The sequence below is a fragment of the Roseomonas rosulenta genome (assembly GCF_016106005.1).
Lineage (GTDB): Bacteria > Pseudomonadota > Alphaproteobacteria > Acetobacterales > Acetobacteraceae > Neoroseomonas > Neoroseomonas rosulenta.
On sequence record NZ_JACADR010000657.1, the window covers coordinates 1 to 554 of the forward strand.

The 554-nt window shown below is 67.5% G+C and carries 1 pseudogene; it reads right to left on the reverse strand.

Annotated elements, in window-relative coordinates:
- Positions 1 to 514 (reverse strand): annotated as a pseudogene (locus tag HW578_RS27500) (IS481 family transposase); the annotation flags it as partial.
- Positions 515 to 554 lie beyond the last annotated feature (40 nt).

Genomic DNA, 554 nt, shown 5'->3' on the forward strand with positions numbered 1-554 from the left:
TGGTGGCGCGCTCGTGCAGTTGGGCAAAGGCGAACTTCGAGGTGCGGTCGATGGCCACGAAGAGGTGGAGCTTGCCCTGCTCGGTCCTGACCTCGGCGATGTCGATGTGGAAGTAGCCGATCGGGTAGGCCTTGAAGCGCTTGCGGGCCGGCTTGTCGCCGTCGGTTTCGGGCAGGCGCGAGATGCCGTGGCGCTGGAGGCAGCGATGCAGCGCCGAGCGCGTCAGGTGCGGGATGGTGGGCTGCAGGGCGTAGAGGCAGTCGTCGAGCGGCAGCAGGGTGTGACGGCGGAAGGCGACGACGATCGCTTCCTCCTCGGCCGAGAGCGTGGTGGAGCGCGGCTCGGCGGGTCCGGTGCGCCGATCGGTTACATCTCCTCGCGCGCGCCATTTGGCGATGGTCTTCGGGTTGACCCCGTAGCGTCGTGCCAGGTCCCTCAGGCTCGCTTGACTATGCTGGATCGCGCGACGGACCGCCTCTGTCGTGCGGGCGCAGCCGTGAAGAACCTGCCCCATAGCGCATCCCTCCATGCCAGGGAGAAGACTGCACCACCAA